This is a genomic window from Streptomyces sp. NPDC002057, from assembly GCF_040296665.1.
Classification (GTDB): Bacteria; Actinomycetota; Actinomycetes; order Streptomycetales; family Streptomycetaceae; genus Streptomyces.
The window spans coordinates 152,842-169,230 of sequence record NZ_JBEOXR010000005.1; the positions used below are offsets into that span (position 1 = coordinate 152,842).

Consider the following 16,389-nt stretch of genomic DNA (forward strand, 5'->3'; position numbering starts at 1 on the left):
GACCGGGCGAAGGACGAAGACGGAGACGTGGCGAGGGAGGAGGAGAGGGAGGGAGAGGGGGAGGGGGAGGGAGAAAGGGAAGGCGCGGGAGGAGAAGAGGAGAAGAGTGTCGTCATCGGGATGCCGTCCTGGTCGGGTCGGTTCGGGTCGGTTCGGGAAGTGGGTCCGCTCGGACCCGGCTCCCACTCTCCCGGCCGCCCCATCTCCCCGCTCCGGCCTGGGGATCGACTCCCGTCTGTGGACAACTCCCTCACCCCTCAGGGTGGTTTGCCCCGGCTACGGCAGCTCGATCCCCAGGTCCCAGCCGTCGTGCGCATGGGTGCACAGGCAGTCCCGGTCCAGGGTGGCCGGCAGGGCGCCGACCGCGTCGGACAGCACCTCCCGCAGCCGCTCCACGTTCTCGCCGAACACCCGCAGCACCTCGGTGTGGGAGACGCCCTCACCGGTCTCGGCGCCCGCGTCCAGGTCGGTCACGAGCGCCAGCGAGGTGTAGCAGAGGCCCAGCTCACGGGCGAGGACGGCCTCGGGGTGCCCGGTCATGCCGACGACCGACCAGCCGGCCGCCGCGTGCCACCGGGACTCGGCCCGGGTCGAGAAGCGCGGCCCCTCGATCACGACCATCGTGCCGCCGTCCACCGGGTCCCAGCCCCGTCCCCGGGCGGCCTTGACCGCGACCCGCCGCCCGTCGGGGCAGTACGGGTCCGCGAAGGTCACGTGGACGACCCGGGGCACGCTCCCGTCGGCCCGCCGCTCCCCGTCGAAGTAGGTCTGCGCCCGGGCCTTCGTACGGTCGACGAGCTGGTCGGGGACGACGAGCGTGCCCGGCCCGTACTCCTCGGCGAGCCCGCCGACGGCGCAGGGGCCGAGGATCTGCCGTACGCCCACGGAGCGCAGGGCCCAGAGGTTGGCGCGGTAGTTGATGAGGTGGGGCGGGACGGTGTGGCCGCGGCCGTGGCGGGGGAGGAAGGCGACCTTCCGGCCGGCGATCCCGCCGAGGAACAGGGAGTCGCTGGGGGTGCCGTACGGGGTGTCGACGGACACCTCCGTGACGTCCTCCAGGAAGGAGTAGAAGCCGGAGCCGCCGATCACGCCGATGTCCGCGTACGCATCATGGGTCGCCATGGCGGTCACCCTATGCGCGGCGGACGGGGCGCCCGGGGAAGCGCCGAACCCCAAACCGCCCCCGAACCCCAAACCGCTCCCGAACCCCAGCCGCCCCGGACCCCCAGCCGCCCCGGACCCTCAGCCGCCCCGGACCCCAAGCTGCCCCCGGACCCCAAGCCGCCCCCGCCCCCCCCAGCCACCCCCGGGAACGCCGAGGGGCCCCGTCGCACGCGACGGGGCCCCTCGGTGAGGAACATGCGGAACGGACGTGAGGACGTCGTCCGGGGTCAGGCGGCAGGGCTCAGGCGACCGAGCTTCCGGTGCTCGACGAGGACGTCGAGGAGGCGGAGGCGGACGACGAAGAGGTCGACGCGGCCGGCTTCGCGTCCGACGTCGAGGACGACGTGGACGGAGTCGACGGGGTCGCGGACTTCGACGCGGCCGGCGAGCTGCTGGACGACGAGCCGCGGCTGTCGTTCCGGTAGAAGCCGGATCCCTTGAAGACGATGCCGACGGCCGAGAACACCTTCTTCAGGCGGCCCTCGCACTGGGGGCACTCGGTCAGCGCGTCATCGGTGAACTTCTGCACCGCCTCGAGGCCTTCGCCGCACTCGGTGCACTGGTACTGGTAGGTCGGCACTTGTCTTCCTCCTGGCACTCACACTCATCGAGTGCTAACGACAATCCATACTGACGTATTCCGCGGGATCAGTCCACCGCCACCGGCACGCGGTGACCGATACCACGCGCCGCGACCCGGCTCGTCTCGCGCGGCTTGAGGCGCGAGCGCAGGGCGAGGAGCGTGACCAGGGCGAGCGCCGTGCCCACCATCGGCACCAGGAATCCGGTGCTCGCGCCGTGCGCGTCGGCGAGGCGGCCGGCGACCGTGACGGCCGCGGCCTGGCCGAGCGCGACGGCGCCGGTGAGCCAGGTGAAGGCCTCGGTGCGGGCGGAGGCCGGGATCAGGGTCTCGACGATGGTGTAGCCGGTGATCAGGGCGGGGGCGATGCAGAGGCCCACGACCAGGCCCAGGGCGCCGAGGAGCAGCACCGAGTGGGTGGTCCACAGCAGGGACGCGGCGACGGTGAGGCCGGCGTAGCCGAGGATCAGGCGGCGGCGGGGGCCGGTCTTCCAGGCGACGGCGCCCATGGCGATGCCCGCGAGCATGTTGCCGGCGGCGAAGACGCCGTACAGGAGACCGTTGGCGCCGGGGTTGCCGATCTCCTCGGTGAAGGCGGTGAGGGAGACCTGCATGCCGCCGAAGACGGAGCCGATGCCGAGGAAGGCGACGACGAGGACACGGACGCCGGGGATGGAGAGCGCCGAGCGGTGGGGCTCGCCGGCGGTGGCCGAGGAGGCGCCGAAGGCGGGCTGGGTGGCGCGCTGGGCGGCGAAGAAGAGTCCGCCGAAGAGGGTGAGGGCGGCCTCGGCGATCAGTCCGGCGGCCGGGTGGACGCCGGTGCACAGGGCGGTGGCGAGGACGGGTCCGACGACGAAGGTGAACTCGTCCGTCACGGACTCGAAGGCCGCGGCCGTCGGCATCAGCGGGGTGCCGTCCAGCTTGGCGGCCCAGCGGGCCCGGACCATCGGTCCGACCTGGGGCACGGAGGCGCCGGCGGGCACGGCGGCCAGGAACAGGGCCCAGAGCGGGGCGTCGCTGAGGGCGAGCACCACGAGCAGGGAGACGGAGGCGGTGTGGACGAGGACGCCGGGGATCAGGACGGCCCGCTGGCCGAAGCGGTCGGCGAGCTTGCCGCTCTGCGGCGCGAAGAGCGCCATCGAGACGCCGGTGACGGCGGCGACCGCGCCGGCGCTGCCGAAGGAGCCGGTGGTGTGCTGGACGAGCAGGACGATGCCGATGGTCAGCATCGCGAAGGGCTGCCGGGCGGCGAAGCCGGGGAGAAGGAAGGACAGCGCACCGGGTGTGCGCAGCAGCCGGCCGTAGCCGGGCCGCTTGTCCGAGATGACCGTGGACGCCACGGTCCTGGCCTTTCTGCCGCCTGGTAGCGCGTCCCCGGCATGTGTGGTGCGGGTGTCGCCGAGAGCTGTCCTCATGCGCGTCACTGCGGTAGATACCGGGCCGGCCCCACTGCGGAGGGGCGCCACGGCCGCCATACGGTCGCGCCAGCTCTGCGTCAGGCAGAGTTGGTTCGATCAGGTGTGCCTTCATGGTACAGGGAGGAGCCGCTTCCCGCCTGGGAAAATGCTCCTCCCTGTAATTAATGCCTCAGATTAATCGGATGATCATTGGTGCCGCTCACCTGAGCGGTGGAAGCGCAGGGCCGTGCCGGTGGGGGTGGAGGCCGCGGTGGCGCCCCCCGTGCCCAGCCAGCCGGCGAGCTTGCCCCCCTGGCCGACCGCGCGCAGGCGCCGCTCGGTGGCGTCCCGTACCGGGTCGGTGGCGACCACGAGGAGTTCGTCGCCGCGCCGCAGGACCGTCGCGGGCCCCGGTACGAAGCTCCGCTCCTCCCGTACGACGAGGGTGACCGCCGCTCCGGCCGGGAGGCGCAGTTCGGCCACCTCGACGCCGTGCATCCGGGAGTGCTCGGGGATGGCGACGGAGAGCAGGTGTCCGCGCAGCCGCTCCAGGGGCGCGGACTCGACGCCGAGGTCGGCGGCCTCGCCGGAGTCGCCGAGCTTCAGGGCCTTCGCCAGCCAGGGCAGGGTCGGGCCCTGGATGAGGGTGTAGACGACGACGAGGACGAAGACGATGTTGAAGATCCGTTCGCTGCCCTCGATCTTCGCCACCATGGGGATGGTGGCGAGGATGATGGGGACGGCTCCGCGCAGGCCGGCCCAGGACATGAGGGCCTGCTCCTGCCAGGGGATGCGGAACGGCGCCAGGCTGACCAGGACCTCCATGGGCCGGGCGACCACCGTCAGGACCAGTCCGATGACGACGGCGGGCCAGAAGTCGTGGCCGAGCTCGTGCGGGGTGACGAGCAGGCCGAGCAGGACGAACATGCCGATCTGGGCGATCCAGCCGAGCCCCTCGGCGAAGCCGCGGTTCGCGGGCGCGTGGGGCAGCTTGGCGTTGCCGAGGACCATCGAGGTCAGATAGACGGCGAGGAAGCCGGAGCCGTGGGCCATGGCGCCGGCGGCGTACGCGACGACGGCGATGGCCATGACGGCGATCGGGTAGAGGCCGGAGGCGGGCAGGGCGACGTGGCGGAGCCCGTAGGCGCCGAGGAAGCCGACCGCGAGGCCGATGGCCGCGCCGATGGCGAGTTCGAGGGCGATCTCCCCGACGAGGACGTACCAGTGGTCGACCGGTCCCGCGGTGGAGAAGGCGACGACGAGGATCACGACGGGGGCGTCGTTGAAGCCGGACTCGGCCTCCAGGACACCGGTGACCCGTGAGGGCAGGGGCACCTTGCGCAGGACGGAGAAGACCGCGGCGGCGTCGGTGGAGGAGACGACGGCGCCGATGATCAGGGCCTGTCGCCAGTCGAGACCGACGAGGTAGTGCGCGGCGGCGGCCGTGATGCCCACGCTCACCGCGACGCCGACCGTGGAGAGGACGACCGCGGCGGGAAGTGCCGGCTTGATCTCCTTCCACTTCGTGCCGAGGCCACCCTCGGCGAGGATCACGACGAGGGCGGCGTAGCCGATGACCTGCGTGAGTTCGGCGTTGTCGAAGGCGACGTTGCCGATGCCGTCCTGGCCGATGGCGATGCCGATGCCGAGGTAGAGCAGCAGGCTGGGGAGCCCGCTCCGGGACGAGATCCGTACGGCCGCGACCGCGATCAGCAGCACGAGGGAGCTGATGAGCAGGAGTTCGTTGAGCTCGTGGACAGTCAGTGGCCGTTCCTTCCCCTCACATGCAGCTGGATCGTTCCTCCAGCGGCCGACACTTCGTTACCTTACCTAATCTTTAACGTTTTCTTGACGCCTTCTCCTCGTCTTCCCGCTCACCAGTACGGTTCTCTTCCTGACACCGCGTCCGGGCCGTCCGGACGCTGCGCCTAAGGTTGCTCCCGTACTCCAGGACCACCCTGCCCCTCGAAGGACAGCGATGCCCTCCAACACGACCGCGCCTCCCGCCAAGAAGAAAGGGCGGCGCGCCCGCCTGATCCTCCTCGTCCTGGTCCTCGCCCTGGTCGCGGGCGTCGGATACGGCGGGTACTGGGGTGTGAGCACCGTCCGGGCCTCGTTCCCGCAGACCACGGGCGAGATCCGGCTCGACAAGCTGTCCGGCGAGGTCGAGGTGAAGCGCGACGCGAACGGCGTCCCGCAGATCTACGCGGACAACGAGTCGGACCTCTTCCGCGCCCAGGGCTACGTCCAGGCGCAGGACCGCTTCTACGAGATGGACGTCCGGCGGCACGTGACCGCGGGCCGGCTCTCCGAGATGTTCGGCGAGAGCCAGGTCGAGACCGACTCGTTCCTGCGCACGCTCGGCTGGCGCCGGGTCGCGCAGGAGGAGTACGACAAGGTCCTCTCGGCGGAGACGAAGAAGTACCTCCAGGCGTACGCCGAGGGCGTCAACGCCTACCTGAAGGACCGGGACCCCGCCGACATCTCCGTCGAGTACGCGGCCCTGGGCTTCACCAACGACTACGCGATCGAGCCGTGGACGCCGGTCGACTCGGTGGCCTGGCTCAAGGCGATGGCCTGGGACCTGCGCGGCAACATGCAGGACGAGATCGACCGCTCGCTGATGACGAGCCGGATGAGCGCGAGCCAGATCAAGCAGCTGTACCCGGAGTACCCGTACGCGCTCCACCAGCCGATCGTCGGTCAGGGCGCGGTCGACGAGTCCACCGGGAAGTTCGACCCGAAGGCCAGGGCCGGCGAGGACGACGACCTGACCACCGGTGAGACCGAGGGCAGCGTTCCCGGCTCCGGTTCCTCCGACGACCTCGGTACGCAGTCCCAGCTCGGCGCGCTCTCCGAGGTCCTGGACGGCATCCCCGCCCTCCTCGGCCCCAACGGCAACGGCATCGGCTCGAACTCCTGGGTCGTCTCCGGGCAGTACACGACCTCCGGCAAGCCGCTGCTCGCCAACGACCCGCACCTCGCGCCCCAGCTGCCGTCCCTCTGGTACCAGATGGGCCTGCACTGCCGCTCGGTCTCGGCGACCTGCCGTTACGACGTGTCGGGCTACACCTTCTCCGGCATGCCCGGTGTGATCATCGGACACAACGACAAGATTGCCTGGGGTCTCACCAACCTCGGCGCCGACGTCACCGACCTCTACCTGGAGCGCATCGGCCCGGACGGCTACCTCGTCGACGGCAAGGTCGAGCCCTTCATCACCCGCGAGGAGACCATCAAGGTCGCCGGCGGCAGCGACCGGAAGATCACCGTCCGCTCCACCGGTCACGGCCCGCTCGTCTCCGACCGCTCCTCCGAACTGGAGAAGGTCGGCCAGAAGGCCCCCGTCGGCAACGCGGCCCCCGACCGCGGCACCGGCTACGGCGTCTCCCTCCAGTGGACCGCGCTCCAGCCCGGCAGGTCGATGGACGCGATCTTCGCCCTCGACCGCGCCCAGGACTTCGAGGAGTTCCGGGCCGCCGCCAAGGACTTCGAGGTCCCCTCGCAGAACCTGATCTACGCCGACACCGAGGGCAACATCGGCTACCAGTCCCCGGGCAAGATCCCGCGGCGCGCCACCGGTGACGGCACGCTTCCGGCGCCCGGCTGGGACGCGAAGTACCGGTGGAAGGGGTACGTCCCCTTCGAGCAGCTGCCGTACGAGTACAACCCGAAGCGCGGCTACATCGTCACCGCCAACCAGGCCGTGATCGACTCCAGGACCTACCCCGACCTGCTCACCAAGGACTGGGGCTACGGCTCGCGCAGCCAGCGGATCAACGACCTGATCGAGTCGAAGACCAAGGACGGCGGAAAGATCTCGCCGGACGACATGCGGACCATGCAGACGGACAACCGCAGCGAGATCGCGACCCTGCTGAACCCGCTCCTGCTGAAGATCGACATCTCGGACCCGTCCGTCCGCGAGGCGCAGAAGCTGCTGGAGGGCTGGGACTACACCCAGGAGCCCGACTCGGCCGCCGCCGCCTACTTCAACGCGGTCTGGCGCAACGTCCTCAAGCTCTCCTTCGGCAACAAGCTCCCCAAGGAGCTGCGCGCCGAGGGCGACTGCATCAACGTCCGCCCGGCCGACGCCACCGGCCCGGTCGACGAGCAGAACAAGCTCGTACGGGAATGCGGCCAGCGCGACGCCGACTCGGCGCAGCCGGACGGCGGCGACCGCTGGTACGAGGTGGTCCGCCCGCTCCTCAAGCAGGAGAAGAGCGAGTGGTGGGTCACCCCGGGCAACCGCACCGACCAGGCCACCGAGACCCGTGACCAGCTGCTCGCCCGCGCCATGAAGGACGCGCGCTGGGAGCTGACCGCCAAGCTCGGCAAGGACGTCTCCAGCTGGAGCTGGGGCCGGCTCCACCAGCTGACCCTCAAGAACCAGACCCTCGGCACCGCCGGACCCGGCGTCGTGCAGCAGCTCCTCAACCGGGGCCCGTGGAACCTGGGCGGCGGCGAGGCGGCCGTCGACGCCACCGGCTGGAACGCGGCCGGCGGCTACGAGGTGATCTGGGTGCCGTCGATGCGGATGGTCGTCAACGTCGGCGACTGGGACAAGTCCCGCTGGATCAACCTGACCGGCGCCTCCGGGCACGCCTTCAACTCCCACTACACCGACCAGACGGACGCGTGGGCGAAGGGCGAGCTCTTCGACTGGGCGTACGGCAGGGCGGCCGTGGACGCGGCGACGAAGGACACGCTGAAGCTCAGGCCCTGACCGGGGGCCGGGCGGGGCTCAGGGCCGGAAGCGGGTGACTCCCTCCGGGGTCACCACCGCGTGCACGGGGTGGTCGTGCGGTTCCTCCGGGACCCGGGCGACCACCTCGTCCGCGTACAGGAGCACCACCAGGGCCGGATCGGCGCCCGCGCGCGTGAGCCGGGCGAGCACCCGGTCGTACGAGCCGCCGCCCCGCCCGAGCCGCATCCCGCGCCCGTCGACGGCGAGGCCCGGGAGCAGGACGGTGTCGGCGGCGCAGACGGCGTCGGGGCCGAGCCGGGGCCCGGTCGGCTCCAGCAGCCCGCGGCCGGCCTTCGCCAGCGCCTCCCGCCCCTCGTACGCGGCCCAGTCCAGGTCGTTGTCGGGGAGCAGGACGGGGAGCAGGACCCGTACCCCGCGCGCGCGGAGCGCGTCGAGCAACGCGCGCGTGCCCGGCTCGCGCCCCACGGACACATAGGCGGCGACGGTGGACGCCCCGGCGAGTTCGGCCAGTTCCAGTCCCCGGCGGGCGAGGGAATCGGCCGTGAGCGCCAGGGATTCGGCGCTCAACGCGGCACGATCGGCGAGAAGTCGGCCGCGCAGCACGGTCTTTTCGGACATCTCCGGTGTCATGACGGGCCCCTGTCCATCGACGAAACTCACGTAACTGTCTTTATGTGAAGGAAGTTAACCGAAGCCACATCTTCCTCTCATTCCGAACGACTAAGGTGCACCGCATGAATCAGTCGCTCCCCAGGCTCGGCCGGATCAGCAAGGCTGTCATCCCGGCCGCCGGCCTCGGCACCCGCTTCCTCCCGGCGACCAAGGCGACGCCGAAGGAGATGCTGCCGGTCGTCGACAAGCCGGCCATCCAGTACGTCGTCGAGGAGGCCGTCGCGGCCGGTCTCTCCGACGTCCTGATGATCACCGGCCGGAACAAGCGTCCCCTGGAGGACCACTTCGACCGGAACTACGAGCTGGAGGAGGCCCTGAGCCGGAAGGGCGACGGCGAACGTCTCTCCAAGGTCCAGGAGTCCAACGACCTCGCCACCATGCACTACGTGCGCCAGGGGGCCCCGCGCGGCCTCGGCCACGCCGTGCTCTGCGCCGCCCCGCACGTCGGCGACCAGCCCTTCGCGGTGCTCCTCGGCGACGACCTGATCGACCCGCGCGACCCGCTGCTCTCGCGGATGGTGGAGATCCAGGAGCGGGAGGGCGGCAGCGTGATCGCCCTCATGGAGGTCGAGCCCTCGCAGATCCATCAGTACGGCTGCGCGGCGGTCGAGGCGACCGTCGACGCGGACGTCGTGAAGGTGACGGACCTGGTCGAGAAGCCGGACGTCGGCGAGGCGCCCAGCAACTACGCGATCATCGGCCGTTACGTGCTGGATCCGGCCGTCTTCGGGATGCTGCGGGAGACCGAGCCGGGCCGCGGCGGGGAGATCCAGCTGACCGACGCGCTGCAGAAGCTCGCCTCGGACGAGAAGATCGGCGGCCCGGTGCACGGCGTCGTGTTCAAGGGGCGCCGCTATGACACCGGTGACCGCGGGGACTATCTGCGTGCCATTGTCAGACTCGCGTGCGAACGTGAAGATCTGGGACCGGACTTCCGGGCCTGGCTCCGGAGATACGTCAGCGAGGAGATGTAGCACCTTGAGCAGCAGCCCGGCACCGTCGCCGTCCCCCGGCGACCACGGCCACGACCACGACGTCCACGGCGACGAGCGGAGCGACCCCCAGGGCGCGGCCGACCCCTGCGCGGGGCCCGCGCGCGGCCTGTGGTCGGTGGACGAGCACCTCGCCGACATCCTCGCGACGGTCGGCCCGCTCGAACCCATCGAGCTGCAACTCCTCGACGCGCAGGGTTGCGTCCTCGTCGAGGACGTGACGGTGCCGGTCGCGCTGCCCCCCTTCGACAACAGCTCCATGGACGGGTACGCGGTCCGGGTCGCCGATGTCGCCGGAGCCACCGAGGAGTTCCCGGCCGTCCTCACCGTCGTCGGCGACGTCGCCGCGGGCGCCGGCGGCCTGCCCGAGGTCGGGCCCGGCCAGGCCGCCCGGATCATGACCGGCGCCCCTCTGCCGCCCGGCGCCGAGGCCGTCGTCCCCGTCGAATGGACCGACGGCGGTACGGGCGGGGGCGCGGCCACCGGCATGACCGCCGCGAGCTCCGCCCCCGAGGGCGCGGCCGGCGAGGTCCGGGTGCACCGCTCCGCCGAGGCCGGCGCCCATGTCCGCACGCGGGGCAGCGACGTACGGGCCGGGGAGCTGGCCCTCGCGGCCGGCACGGTCCTCGGGCCGCCGCAGATCGGGCTCCTCGCCGCGATCGGGCGCGGCACCGTGCGGGTGCGGCCGCGCCCCCGGGTGGTCGTGATGTCCACCGGCAGCGAGCTGGTCCAGCCCGGCGAGCCGCTCGGCGAGGGCCAGATCCACGACTCCAACAGCTTCGCGCTCGCCGCGGCCGCGCGGGACGCGGGCGCCCTCGCGTACCGGGTGGGCGCGGTCGCCGACGACGCGGAGTCGCTGCGCGCCACCATCGAGGACCAGCTCATCCGGGCCGATCTGATCGTGACCACCGGCGGGGTGAGCGTCGGCGCGTACGACGTCGTCAAGGAGGCGCTGAGCGCCGACGGGCAGGTCGACTTCCGCAAGCTGGCCATGCAGCCGGGCAAGCCGCAGGGCTTCGGCGCGATCGGCGCCGAGCAGATCCCGCTGCTCGCGCTGCCGGGCAACCCGGTCTCCTCGTACGTCTCCTTCGAGCTGTTCGTCCGGCCCGCGATCCGGGCCCTCATGGGCGTCGAGGAGCTGCACCGGCCCCGGGTGCGGGCGGAGCTGGCCGGCGGCAGGACGCTCTCCTCACCCGCCGGGCGGAGGCAGTTCCTCCGGGGGACGTACGACCCGGAGGCGGGCACCGTCACCCCGGTGGGCGGTGCGGGCTCCCACCTGATCGCGGCCCTCGCGCACGCGGACTGCCTGCTCGTGGTGCCCGAGGAGACGGAGAGCGTGGAGCCGGGCGCCGAGCTGGAAGTGGTCCTCCTCGGCTGAGGGGGCGAGGGTGGGGGTACGGTGTCGTCCCACACAGCGACCGGGAGTGTCACGGCGATGAGCACGCAGCAAGGTCTCACCCACATCGACGAGGCGGGCGCGGCCCGCATGGTCGACGTATCGGCGAAGGACGTCACGTCCCGTACGGCGCGCGCCAGCGGGCGGGTCCTCGTCTCGCCGCGCGTGATCGAGCTGCTGCGCGGCGAGGGCGTCCCGAAGGGCGACGCGCTCGCCACCGCCCGGATCGCCGGGATCATGGGCGCCAAGAAGACCCCGGAGCTCATCCCGCTCTGCCATCCGCTCGCCGTGTCCGGCGTGACGCTGGACCTGGCGGTCACGGACGAGGCGGTCGAGATCCTGGCGACGGTGAGGACGACGGACCGCACGGGCGTCGAGATGGAGGCCCTGACGGCGGTCTCGGTGGCGGCCCTCACGGTGGTCGACATGGTGAAGGCGGTCGACAAGGGCGCGGTCATCTCCGACGTACGGGTGGAGGAGAAGACGGGCGGAAAGTCGGGCCACTGGACGCGGAGCGGGTCGTGAGCCGCGGCGGCCGGGTGTCCGGAGCGCACGGCCACGAGGGCCCTGGCCACGACGGCGACGGCCACAAGGGCCCCGCGCGGGAGGAGCACCCTCCGGCGGTGCTCGACGCGGGCGTCGGCGGCGCGCTCCTCGCCCCCTACGCCGCGCTCGTCGTCACCGCCTCCAACCGGGCGGCCGCCGGGGTCTACGAGGACAAGGGCGGTCCGCTGATCGTCGAGGGCCTGGCCCGGACGGGCTTCGCCGTGGACGGCCCGCAGGTCGTGCCGGACGGGGCGCCGGTCGAGGCGGCGCTGCGGGCGGCGGTCGCCGCCGGGTACGACGCCGTCGTGACCACCGGAGGCACGGGCATCTCGCCCACCGACGAGACGCCCGAGGCGACCCGCCGGGTCCTGGAGCGGGAGATCCCGGGCATCCCGGAGGCGATCCGGGCGTACGGCCGGGAGAAGGTGCCGACGGCGGCGCTCTCGCGGGGCCTCGCGGGCGTCGCGGGCTGCACGCTGATCGTGAACCTGCCGGGATCGCCCGGCGGGGTACGGGACGGGCTGGCCGTCCTGGAGCCGCTCCTGCGGCACGCCGTCGACCAGATCCGCGGCGGCGACCACCCGAGACCGTCGTGATCCCGTCCTGGCCGGTGGTCCTCGTCGACGGCGAGGTGGTGCTCCGCCCGATCAAGCTGCGTGACCACGCGGCCTGGCGCGAGGTGAACCGGCGCAACCGCGAGTGGCTGCGGCCCTGGGAGGCGACGGTTCCGCCGCCGCCCCCGGGCGGGCCGGTGGCCCAGCGGCCGACGTACCGCCAGATGGTCCGCCATCTGCGCGCGGAGGCGAACGCGGGCCGGATGCTGCCCTTCGTCATCGAGTACCGGGGCCGGCTCGTCGGCCAGTTGACGGTGGCCGGCATCACCTGGGGTTCGATGTGCTCGGGGCACGTGGGCTACTGGGTCGACAGCGAGGTGGCCGGGCGCGGGGTGATGCCGACGGCCGTCGCGCTCGCCGTCGACCACTGCTTCCGCGCGGTCGGGCTGCACCGGATGGAGGTCTGTATCCGCCCGGAGAACGGGCCTTCGCGCCGGGTCGTGGAGAAACTGGGCTTCCGCGAGGAGGGGTTGCGGCCCCGCTACCTCCACATCGACGGCGCGTGGCGGGATCATCTGGTCTTCGCGCTGACCGTCGAGGAGGTCCCGGAAGGGCTTCTGCGTCGCTGGCGTCAGGCGAGAATGAAATAAGTGTTCGAATTTAATCGGTAGTTGACAGTCAATCGATCTGAACAATCACAAAAAAGTTCAGTGATATCAGCCAGATCGTGCGACACACCGGGCCAATTGGCCGATGCCCGTAACGGAACCCCTCTACCGTGTGAGGCGTGAGCAGCAGCGGCCTCATCTACGCAGTCATCGTCGGGGCCTGGGCCGCCTACTTGGTGCCGATGTGGCTCCGCAGGCAGGACGAGCTGAACGAAGCCCGTCCTACGGAACGCTTCAGCACCGCCATCCGGCTGCTTTCCGGACGGGCGGGCATGGAGCGCCGGTACGCCAAGGAGCTCAAGCAGCGGGACCGTACGGTGGACGGCCCGACACCCGACGTGGACCCGGACGCGGAAACCGAGCAAGTCAGCTCGGTCGACGTCCGGGCCTTCTCCGCGCCCGCGGCCAGGACCGAGGCGCGCATGGAACTCCCGGAGCCCGAACAGGAACCCGCGCCCGCCCCGGCCCGCCCCGCCACCGGCGCCGCCGCCGAGCGCGCCCGGCGCGGCAAGGTCCTCGCCCGGCGCCGGCGCACCACGACGCTCCTCTTCGCGGGCTTCACCCTCGGCGCGGTCGTCGCGGCCGTCGGCGGCATCGCCTTCCTCTGGGTGCCCGCCGTCCCCGCGCTGCTCCTCAGCGCGTACATCGTCCACCTGCGGACCCAGGAACGCCGCCGCTTCGTGTACGTGATGGACCGCCGGCGCGCCGAGGCGGCGGCGGCCCGGCTCCGCGAGAGCCGGCGCCCGGCCCCCACGCCCGAACTGTCGCCCGAGGCCTCTTCGGCCCCCTCCCCGCAGGAGGCGGACCGGCGCGCCCTGGTCGAGCAGACCGACCACGCGGAGTGGGTCGACCAGCAGCGCGACCGGGGCCCGGCCCGCGGCGACAGCTGGGACCCGGTCCCGGTGCCGCTCCCAACGTACGTCACCGCGCCGGTCGCCCCGCGCGCCACGAGCGGCATCGACATCACGGACCCGGAGACCTGGAGCGCGGCCCGCTCCTCCACGGCGGCCGACCCGGCCCCCGCCCCGTCCCCGGCCCCCCGTCAGCGCGCCAACCCGCCCCGCCGCGACCGCGACCGCGACCACGGCCGCACCCCGCTCTTCGACCAGTACGCGGACGACGACCGCCCCCGGGCGGCCAACGAATGACCCCGGCCGGGGGCGCACGACGGCCCCCGGCTGACCTGCGAGGGAACGGATTTTTGTCTGGGCCCGTCGGGATGCTAATGTTTCACACGTCGCAAGGGCCTGTGGCGCAGTCTGGTAGCGCACCTCGTTCGCATCGAGGGGGTCTGGGGTTCAAATCCCCACAGGTCCACAGACAACGGGAATCCCGTCCGATCGAAAGATCGGGCGGGATTTCCGCTTTCCCGGACGGAAAGCGGAAGGAAAGCGGACGGAGAGAGGGGCCCCCTTCTCGGGAGCCCCGTCGTCCGTCGTCTCCCGCGGAGGTCAGATCAGCGGCTTCGCGAAGCAGCGGCTGGCCGGGTGGTCGCGGTAGTGGCCGAACTTGGCGCAGGGCGCGTAGCCGCTGGAGGTGTAGAGGGCTATCGCCTCGGGCTGGGCGGTGCCGGTCTCCAGGACCATGCGGGTGCGGCCGGCCGAGCGGGCGTCGGATTCCAGGGCGCTCAGGATGCGGCGGGCCAGGCCCAGGCCGCGGGCCTCGGGGATCACGTACATGCGCTTGAGTTCGGCGTCGCCGTCCGCGTAGCCCTGCTCGTTCTCGTCCTGGGTGCGCCAGCCGCCGGTGGCCAGCGGGTTGCCCTCGGGGTCGTAGGCGAGGAGGTAGAGGCCGTGGGGAGGGACGAACATTCCGGCGTCCAGCGGTGTGACATCGCCCTCGTCGTCGTAGCGGACGGCGTACTCCGCCTGCACGGCGTCGTTGAGATTCACGGCGTCGGGGTGGTCATAGGGGGTGGGCTGGATGTTCATGCGAAGTATCGTACATCTATGCGACTCGTGGGCGGGGGTCTTCGTGTCGGTATTCTCCCGGGATGCTCACTGTCACCAGCGTGAATGTCAACGGGCTCCGCGCCGCCGCCAAGAAGGGCTTCGTCGAGTGGCTGGGCGGGACCTCCGCCGATGCCGTCTGCCTCCAGGAGGTGCGCGCCGAGGAGGCGCAGCTGCCCGAGGAGGTGCGGGCGCCCGAGGGCTGGTTCACCGTCCACGCGCCCGCCGCCGCCAAGGGCCGCGCCGGGGTCTCCCTCTACACGCGCCGCGAGCCCGACCAGGTGCGCGTCGGCTTCGGGTCGGGAGAGTTCGACGGCAGCGGCCGGTACGTCGAGGCCGACCTGCCCGGCGTCACCGTCGCCAGCCTCTACCTGCCCTCCGGTGAGGTCGGCACCGAGCGCCAGGACGAGAAGTACCGGTTCATGGGCGAGTTCCTGCCGTACCTGAAGGAGCTCAGGACCCGGGCCGCCGCCGACGGGCGCGAGGTCGTCGTCTGCGGCGACTGGAACATCGCCCACCGCGAGGCCGACCTCAAGAACTGGAAGGCCAACAAGAAGAACGCCGGCTTCCTGCCCGAGGAGCGGGAGTGGCTGTCCCGGGTCCTGGAGGAGGAGGACGGCGGCTACGTCGACGTCGTGCGGGCCCTCCACCCCGAGCAGGAGGGGCCCTACTCCTGGTGGTCCTACCGGGGTCGCGCCTTCGACAACGACAGCGGCTGGCGCATCGACTACCAGCTGGCCACCCCCGGTCTCGCCGCCAAGGCCGTGAAGGCCTACGTCGAGCGGGCCGCCACCCACGCCGAGCGGTGGAGCGACCACGCGCCCGTGACCGCCGTCTACGAGATGTGACCCCTTCGGCGCCGCGCGGTCAGCGGGCCGGTCCGTCGCCCTCCGGCGTGCCCGCCGTGCGCAGGCGCCGGTCCAGGGCCATCGACAGTTCCGCCTCCACCACGCTCTTCGCGAGCGGGCGCAGCCGCCACAGGTCGTCCTCGGCGGCGTGGGTGCGCAGCAGGTCGGTGAAGAGCTCCGCGAGGGCGTCGGCGTGTTCGCGGACGCGGGCGCCCGCCGTGAGCACCTCGGCGAGCGGGACGCCCTCGCGGACGAGGGCGGCGGAGACGTCGAGCAGGCGGCGGCTGATGTGGACGATCTCCTCGCCGTCGGTGGCGAGGTAGCCCAGGTCGAGGGCGGCGGCGAGGTTCTCGGGGGTGACCTCGCCGGCGAAGTGGTCGGCCAGCTCCCCGGGGGTCAGCCGGACCGGCTCCTCCTCGCTGGGGACGTCGATGGCGAGGACCTCGCGGACGTTGCGGCCGCTCTCGAAGGCGGTGGTGAGGTCGGCGATGCCGTTGAGGGTGTGGCCGCGCTCCAGGAGGGCGGCGATGGTGCGCAGCCGGGCCAGGTGCTGCTCGTCGTACCAGGCGATCCGGCCCTCGCGGCGGGGCGGGGGGATCAGGCCGCGCTCGCGGTAGAAGCGCAGGGTGCGCACGGTGATGCCGGCGGCGGACGCCAGCTCCTCCATGCGGTACTCGCGGACGCCGGGGTGCGGGGCGGTCTCGTTCGGGCCGGTCCGCGGGGCCTCGTGCGCGCCCGCGCGTCCGGCCTCGCGCGCGCCCGCGCGCAGGCCCGCGTGCGCGTCCTCGCGGGCGCCCGCGGTGGGTTCCGATGCTTCGCCTGATCCTTCTGCCACGCCCGCCAGCCTATGTTGTACCGCCGGTAACTTTCCCTCGTCGTACCCCTACCGCTCGGTATGGAGCTGCTCTACAGTCC

At 72.1% G+C, this 16,389-nt stretch carries 15 protein-coding genes and 1 tRNA gene; 9 read left to right on the top strand and 7 right to left on the bottom strand.

Going from position 1 to position 16,389, the window contains the following annotated elements; genetic code table 11:
- Window positions 1-276: 276 nt before the first annotated feature.
- The 4 genes from ABT129_RS06580 to ABT129_RS06595 all read right to left on the bottom strand — a co-directional run bounded on the left by ABT129_RS06580 (window position 277) and on the right by ABT129_RS06595 (window position 4,860).
- A complete protein-coding gene (locus tag ABT129_RS06580; protein WP_351897378.1) occupies window positions 277-1,122 on the bottom strand; it encodes an S-methyl-5'-thioadenosine phosphorylase in 846 nt (281 codons plus the stop codon).
- Window positions 1,123-1,405: 283 nt separating this feature from the next.
- Window positions 1,406-1,744 carry an FmdB family zinc ribbon protein gene (locus tag ABT129_RS06585; RefSeq protein ID WP_351897380.1) on the bottom strand — a complete coding sequence of 113 codons (339 nt, stop codon included), beginning with the start codon at window positions 1,742-1,744 and terminating at the stop codon, window positions 1,406-1,408.
- Window positions 1,745-1,812: 68 nt separating this feature from the next.
- Entirely contained in the window at window positions 1,813-3,084 is a 1,272-nt protein-coding gene (locus ABT129_RS06590; protein WP_351897383.1) for an MFS transporter, read from the bottom strand.
- 264 nt (window positions 3,085-3,348) lie between these two features.
- Window positions 3,349-4,860, bottom strand: coding sequence for a potassium/proton antiporter (locus tag ABT129_RS06595; RefSeq protein WP_351897385.1), 1,512 nt, complete (start codon window positions 4,858-4,860; stop codon window positions 3,349-3,351).
- Between the two features lie 259 nt (window positions 4,861-5,119).
- Between ABT129_RS06595 and ABT129_RS06600 the strand changes: the two genes are divergently transcribed.
- Window positions 5,120-7,867 carry a penicillin acylase family protein gene (locus tag ABT129_RS06600; protein ID WP_351897388.1) on the top strand — a complete coding sequence of 916 codons (2,748 nt, stop codon included), beginning with the start codon at window positions 5,120-5,122 and terminating at the stop codon, window positions 7,865-7,867.
- 18 nt (window positions 7,868-7,885) lie between these two features.
- Here the strand turns inward: ABT129_RS06600 and ABT129_RS06605 are convergent, their stop codons facing one another.
- Entirely contained in the window at window positions 7,886-8,479 is a 594-nt protein-coding gene (locus tag ABT129_RS06605; protein ID WP_351897392.1) for a 5-formyltetrahydrofolate cyclo-ligase, read from the bottom strand.
- A 104-nt stretch (window positions 8,480-8,583) separates the two neighbouring features.
- On the opposite strand from ABT129_RS06605, the gene galU reads away from it, so the two are divergent.
- From galU to ABT129_RS06640, 7 genes are all read left to right on the top strand, one after another.
- Window positions 8,584-9,495 carry a UTP--glucose-1-phosphate uridylyltransferase GalU gene (gene galU / locus ABT129_RS06610; RefSeq protein ID WP_351897395.1) on the top strand — a complete coding sequence of 304 codons (912 nt, stop codon included), beginning with the start codon at window positions 8,584-8,586 and terminating at the stop codon, window positions 9,493-9,495.
- 4 nt (window positions 9,496-9,499) lie between these two features.
- Complete coding sequence (gene glp / locus ABT129_RS06615) at window positions 9,500-10,891, top strand: molybdotransferase-like divisome protein Glp (protein WP_502981669.1); 1,392 nt, start codon at window positions 9,500-9,502, stop codon at window positions 10,889-10,891.
- Window positions 10,892-10,948: 57 nt separating this feature from the next.
- Entirely contained in the window at window positions 10,949-11,434 is a 486-nt protein-coding gene (gene moaC, locus ABT129_RS06620) for a cyclic pyranopterin monophosphate synthase MoaC (RefSeq protein ID WP_351897397.1), read from the top strand.
- Between the two features lie 98 nt (window positions 11,435-11,532).
- Window positions 11,533-12,051 (top strand): MogA/MoaB family molybdenum cofactor biosynthesis protein, encoded by a 519-nt coding sequence (locus tag ABT129_RS06625; protein ID WP_351897592.1) that lies wholly within the window; start codon window positions 11,533-11,535, stop codon window positions 12,049-12,051.
- Between the two features lie 14 nt (window positions 12,052-12,065).
- On the top strand, window positions 12,066-12,659 hold the full coding sequence (locus ABT129_RS06630) for a GNAT family N-acetyltransferase (protein WP_502981674.1): 594 nt from the start codon (window positions 12,066-12,068) through the stop codon (window positions 12,657-12,659).
- Between the two features lie 137 nt (window positions 12,660-12,796).
- Window positions 12,797-13,825, top strand: a complete 1,029-nt coding sequence (gene sepX, locus ABT129_RS06635) for a divisome protein SepX/GlpR (RefSeq protein WP_351897401.1) — start codon at window positions 12,797-12,799, stop codon at window positions 13,823-13,825.
- A gap of 95 nt (window positions 13,826-13,920) precedes the next feature.
- Window positions 13,921-13,994 (top strand) — tRNA-Ala (locus tag ABT129_RS06640).
- Between the two features lie 134 nt (window positions 13,995-14,128).
- Here the strand turns inward: ABT129_RS06640 and ABT129_RS06645 are convergent.
- Window positions 14,129-14,608 carry a GNAT family N-acetyltransferase gene (locus ABT129_RS06645; protein WP_351897404.1) on the bottom strand — a complete coding sequence of 160 codons (480 nt, stop codon included), beginning with the start codon at window positions 14,606-14,608 and terminating at the stop codon, window positions 14,129-14,131.
- Window positions 14,609-14,670: 62 nt separating this feature from the next.
- Between ABT129_RS06645 and ABT129_RS06650 the strand changes: the two genes are divergently transcribed.
- Window positions 14,671-15,474, top strand: a complete 804-nt coding sequence (locus tag ABT129_RS06650) for an exodeoxyribonuclease III (RefSeq protein ID WP_351897405.1) — start codon at window positions 14,671-14,673, stop codon at window positions 15,472-15,474.
- Between the two features lie 19 nt (window positions 15,475-15,493).
- Here ABT129_RS06650 and ABT129_RS06655 read toward each other — a convergent pair whose 3' ends face one another.
- The gene (locus tag ABT129_RS06655) at window positions 15,494-16,141 is read right to left on the bottom strand and encodes a MerR family transcriptional regulator (protein WP_351897594.1); all 648 of its coding nucleotides are present in this window, start codon (window positions 16,139-16,141) and stop codon (window positions 15,494-15,496) included.
- Window positions 16,142-16,389: the final 248 nt, after the last annotated feature.

Coding starts and splice junctions, on each gene's coding strand:
- ABT129_RS06580 (WP_351897378.1), bottom strand. CDS start 1,122: ATGGCGACCCATGATGCGTACGCGGACATCGGCGTGATCGGCGGCTCC.
- ABT129_RS06600 (WP_351897388.1), top strand. CDS start 5,120: ATGCCCTCCAACACGACCGCGCCTCCCGCCAAGAAGAAAGGGCGGCGC.
- ABT129_RS06605 (WP_351897392.1), bottom strand. CDS start 8,479: ATGACACCGGAGATGTCCGAAAAGACCGTGCTGCGCGGCCGACTTCTC.
- galU (WP_351897395.1), top strand. CDS start 8,584: ATGAATCAGTCGCTCCCCAGGCTCGGCCGGATCAGCAAGGCTGTCATC.
- moaC (WP_351897397.1), top strand. CDS start 10,949: ATGAGCACGCAGCAAGGTCTCACCCACATCGACGAGGCGGGCGCGGCC.
- ABT129_RS06645 (WP_351897404.1), bottom strand. CDS start 14,608: ATGAACATCCAGCCCACCCCCTATGACCACCCCGACGCCGTGAATCTC.
- ABT129_RS06650 (WP_351897405.1), top strand. CDS start 14,671: ATGCTCACTGTCACCAGCGTGAATGTCAACGGGCTCCGCGCCGCCGCC.
- ABT129_RS06655 (WP_351897594.1), bottom strand. CDS start 16,141: ATGGAGGAGCTGGCGTCCGCCGCCGGCATCACCGTGCGCACCCTGCGC.